Annotated in this window: 5 protein-coding genes; all 5 read left to right on the forward strand. The window is 72.6% G+C overall.

The features are described from left to right. A partial coding sequence (locus tag ESO86_RS11775; RefSeq protein WP_165307714.1) for a multicopper oxidase family protein occupies nucleotides 1–1,343 on the forward strand: 1,343 nt, incomplete at its 5' end. Between the two features lie 120 nt (nucleotides 1,344–1,463). Next, a complete protein-coding gene (locus ESO86_RS11780) occupies nucleotides 1,464–1,847 on the forward strand; it encodes an SHOCT domain-containing protein (RefSeq protein ID WP_242492334.1) in 384 nt (127 codons plus the stop codon). Nucleotides 1,848–2,095: 248 nt separating this feature from the next. After that, nucleotides 2,096–3,520 (forward strand): ABC1 kinase family protein, encoded by a 1,425-nt coding sequence (locus ESO86_RS11785; protein WP_242492335.1) that lies wholly within the window; start codon nucleotides 2,096–2,098, stop codon nucleotides 3,518–3,520. A gap of 54 nt (nucleotides 3,521–3,574) precedes the next feature. Continuing rightward, the gene (locus tag ESO86_RS11790; protein ID WP_129235206.1) at nucleotides 3,575–4,222 is read left to right on the forward strand and encodes an RNA polymerase sigma factor; all 648 of its coding nucleotides are present in this window, start codon (nucleotides 3,575–3,577) and stop codon (nucleotides 4,220–4,222) included. A 1-nt stretch (nucleotide 4,223) separates the two neighbouring features. Continuing rightward, a partial coding sequence (locus ESO86_RS11795; RefSeq protein WP_207207107.1) for a hypothetical protein occupies nucleotides 4,224–4,590 on the forward strand: 367 nt, incomplete at its 3' end.

Here is a 4,590-nt window from a genome sequence, read left to right on the forward strand (position 1 = left end):
ACGGCTCCGCGGGGGAGACGTTCCGCGAGCCCGAGGTGCGCTCGAGCGCCCGCGGGCGACTCGACCTCGAGCTCGCCGCCGCGGTGACGACCGCGACGATCGACGGGCGCCGGGTGCGCGTCCTCGGGTACGAGGGCGGCATGCCCGGACCCACGCTGCGGGTCCGCGCCGGCGACCGGATCTCGCTGCGGTTCCGGAACGGGCTCGGCGCGACGACCAACCTGCACACCCACGGCCTCGAGGTCTCGCCCGAGGGGAACTCGGACAACGTCTTCGTGATGATCCCGCCCAGCGGGACCTTCGACTACGCGTACGAGCTCGGCGAGGACCATCCGCCCGGGGTCTTCTGGTACCACCCGCACCACCACGGCACGACCGCCGAACAGCTGTTCGCGGGCCTGTACGGCGCGATCATCGTCGAGGAACCGGATCCGCCCGCGGTCGACCGCGAGCGGGTGCTCGTGATCGCCGACATCTCGTTCGACGCGAACGGCGACGTCACCACCGCGACGAGGTTCGAGCGGATGCTGGGCCGCGAGGGCGACCTCGTGCTCGTGAACGGCCTGCTCCTCCCGACGATGGCCGCGGCAGCGGGGGAGCGGGAACGGTGGCGGATCGTGAACGCCTGCACGTCGCGGTACCTGCGCCTGCGCCTCGACGGGCAGCGGATGCGGCTGCTCGGCATCGACGCGGGCCGCTTCCCCGAGCCGCGCGACGTCGACGAGATCGTCCTGCTCCCCGGCAACCGCGCCGACGTCCTCGTCGATGCGGCGGCGGGCGAGGCCGTGCTGCAGACCCTGCCGTTCGATCGCGGGAGCATGGGAGCGATGGGTGCACCGCGGAGTACGACGACCGGCGCCGACCTGGCGCGGTTCGTCGTGCAGGGGGATGCCGCGGCATCCGTCGCACCCCTGCCGGCGGCGTCCGCCGCCCCTCGCGACCTCCGCGACGAGGAGGTCACCGGGCGCCGGACCCTCACGCTCGCGATGGGCGGCATGGGCGGCGGCATGGGCCAGGGCATGGGGTTCACGATCGACGGTCGGACGTTCGCGGAGGGGCGGACGGACCTCGAACCGCCCGCCGGGGCGATCGAGGAGTGGACGATCGAGAACACCAGCACCATGGACCATCCGTTCCACCTGCACGTCTGGCCGATGCAGCTGGTCGAGGTCGACGGGGCGAGGGTGGCCGGGGTGGACCGACGCGACGTCGTGCCGGTGCCCGCAGGTGGCCGCGTCGTCGTGCGCATCGCGTTCGAGGGCATCACGGGGCGCACGGTGTACCACTGCCACATCCTCGACCACGAGGACCTCGGCATGATGGGCACGATCCGCGTCGCCTGAGGCCCGGGCGACCGCCGGGGCCGCGGGTGCGACACGCAGGACCGGGACCAATGGCCGCCGGTGCGGGCGGCGCGCGAGTACCGTGTCACTCGTCAGCGCAGCCGTCGAAAGGAACGCCCCGTGGATCTGTGGCAGTGGTTCTGGTTCTTCTTCTGGATCTTCGCGTACGTCGCCTACCTGATGGTGCTCATCTACATCGTGATCGACATCTTCCGCGACCAGTCGCTGAACGGGTGGCTGAAGGCGGTCTGGATCGTCTTCCTCGTGTTCCTGCCGTGGCTCACCGGCCTCGTGTACCTCATCGCCCGCGGCCGCGGCATGGCGGAGCGCTCGGCGCGGAAGCAGGTCGAGTACGAGACGCACACCGCCGAGGAGTACCGCCAGATCTCCTTCGCGAGCCCGTCAGAGGAGATCGCGAAGGCGCAGGCGCTTCGCGACCAGGGCGTCATCAGCGACGGCGAGTTCGAGGCGATCAAGGCGAAGGCGCTGGGGTCGAAGTTCTGAGCAGCGGGTCGATCGACGCGCGGCACCGTGCGCGGTACCGCGAGATCGCGACGGTACTGCGCCGGCACAGCTTCGGCTTCCTCGCCGGGCTGGTCGGCGCGGGTCGCCGCACTCCCTTCCGGCGCGCGTCTCCGGACGCCGCCCCCGACGGCATCGTCGGGCCGCCGGAGCACCTGAGACTCGCCCTCGAGGAGCTCGGACCGACGTTCATCAAGTTCGGGCAGCTGCTCTCGACGCGCTCGGACCTCGTGCCGCCCGCCTACGCCGACGAGCTCGCGAAGCTGCAGGACGCCGCTCCGCCGGTCCCGGTCGAGCAGGTGCGGGCCGTGATCCGGAGCGAGCTCGGAGCGGACGCCGACGAGATGTTCGCGTCGTTCGAGGATCAACCGCTGGCATCCGCCTCGATCGGGCAGGCGCACGCGGCGGTGCTCGACGACGGCACGGAGGTCGTGGTGAAGGTCCGCCGCCCCGGCGCCGTCGCGCAGGTGCAGCAGGACCTCGAGATCATGCGCAACCTCGCCGACCGGGCGAGCCGGACGTGGAGCCTCGCGCGCGACCATGATGCGCGCGGGCTCGCGGAGGAGTTCGCGCAGACCCTGCTGGCCGAACTCGACTACCTGCAGGAGGGGCGGAACGCCGAGCGCTTCGCCGAGGACTTCGAGTTCGAGACGGATGTCGCGATCCCGCGCGTCTTCTGGGACTACACGACCTCGCGGGTCCTGACCCTCGAGCGCATGACGGGACTCAACGTCGGGGATGCGGCCGCGCTCGACGCGGCGGGCGTCGACCGCAAGCGGGTGGCCCGTCGCGGCGCGGAGATCGTCCTCAAGATGACGTTCGAGGACCGCTTCTTCCACGCCGACCCGCACCCCGGCAACCTGTTCGTCCAGCCCGACGGCACGATCGCGCTCATCGACTTCGGCATGGTCGGCGAGATCGACGAGTCGCTGCGCGACCAGTTGGGCGCGCTCTTCGTGGCGCTGGTGCGCGGCGACCCCGGCCGGCTCGCCTCGGCGCTCATCGACCTGTCGCCGACCTCCGCCGGCGCGGATCGCGAACTGCTGCAGGACGACCTCGCCGACTTCCTCTCGCGGTACCGGCTCGACTCGCTCCGCGAGACCCCGTTCGCCCGCATGATCGCCGAGCTGTTCGGCATCCTGCGCCGGCATCGACTGCGGCTGCCGCGGGAGATGGCACTCCTGTTCAAGGCGCTCCTCGTCATCGAGGGCCTCGCACTCCGGCTCGATCCGGAGTTCCGGCTCGGCGACACGCTGCGCCCGTACGCGCAGCGACTGGCGCGCGAACGGCTGAGCGCCACCGTGCTCGCGAAGCGCATCGCGCGGGCGACCGCCGACCTCGGCGAACTCGCACTCGACATGCCGGGGGCCCTGCGCCGACTGCTCGAGCACGCCGACGAGGGCGGGATCCAGGTCCACCTGCGGGCCGCCGAGCTCGAGCCGCTGGTGGGCCGGGCCGAGCGCATCGGCAACCGCCTCGTCGCCGGGATGATCAGCGCCGCGTTCATCACCGGCGTCGGCAGCCTCGTCGCGAGCGAGCGGAGGTGGCGTTCGTGGGAGGGCGTCATGCTGGGTACGGGGCTCGGCGTGATCGGGTCGCTCGGCGGCTACCTCGCGCTGACGATGCGCCGGACGGGGTCGCGGCGCCGACGCTGAGGGCGGTGAAACGGGGACTGTCGCCCCCCACTCGGGGTGTCCTACACTCGGCGGGTGGCCGACCCCGACGGCGCACTCGCGCACCCCCCGATGCGAGCCGAGCGTGTCACGCGCGCTCGGGCGCCGATCGGTGCGGAGCCGTTCCACGCCGTCCTCGTGGCCGCGCAGGCGGGCGCCCGTTGGGCGAACTCCGAGCTCTGGAGCGAGTACGCGCCGGCGGTCGCCGCATTCGTCAGGGCCCGGGGCTCGCGCGAGCCCGACGACGTGACGAGCGAGGTGTTCCTGGCGGTGTTCGACCGGTTGGGCGCGTTCCGGGGCGACGAGGCCGACTTCCGCGCGTTCGTCTTCACGATCGCGTACCGCCGGCTCACCGACGAGCTGCGCCGTCGCGGGCGTCGCGGAGAGCACGAGGAGTGGCAGCAGGGCTTGGACGCGCGGCGTGCCCCGAGCGCCGAGGACGAGGCCCTCGGCCGGTTGGGCGACCGGTCCGCCCGCGAGCTGATCGACTCGCTCGTGCCGGATCAGCGCGACGTGATGGTGCTCCGGATCCTGGCCGACCTCACCGTCGACCAGGTCGCGGTCGTGCTCGGCAAGCGCCCGGGGGCCGTGAAGGCGCTGCAGCGGCGGGCCCTCGAGTCGTTGCGGAGGAAGATCGCGACCGGCCGTACCCCTGCGCGGGCGTTCGGCGATGGCAGGGAGTGAGATGACGAGGCACCGGATCACCGACGACGACGCAGAGGCGCTGCTGCACGGCCGTTCCCCCCGCGGGCGTGACGAGCTCTCCCCCCTCGCCGATGCGATCGCCGGGTTCCGGGCATCGTCATCCGGGGGGTCGCCGCGGCCGAGCGCCGCGGTGGCCTCCCGACTCGACCTCGGCCATCGGTCCGAGGTCGAGTTCGTCCCCGATGCGGACCCGGATGCGACGGCGCCCGCCCCTGCGCGCACGCCGTCGGCGAGGAGACGAGTGGTGGTGGAGTGGTTCGCGGGCCTGGGGCTCGCGGCGAGGATCTCGATGGGCGCGGTCGCCGCGGTGGCCGTGGGCGCGACGGGTGCCGGCGCGGCCGGTGCTG

Source organism: Agromyces binzhouensis, from assembly GCF_004135055.1.
In the GTDB taxonomy this organism is placed as follows: Bacteria; Actinomycetota; Actinomycetes; order Actinomycetales; family Microbacteriaceae; genus Agromyces; species Agromyces binzhouensis.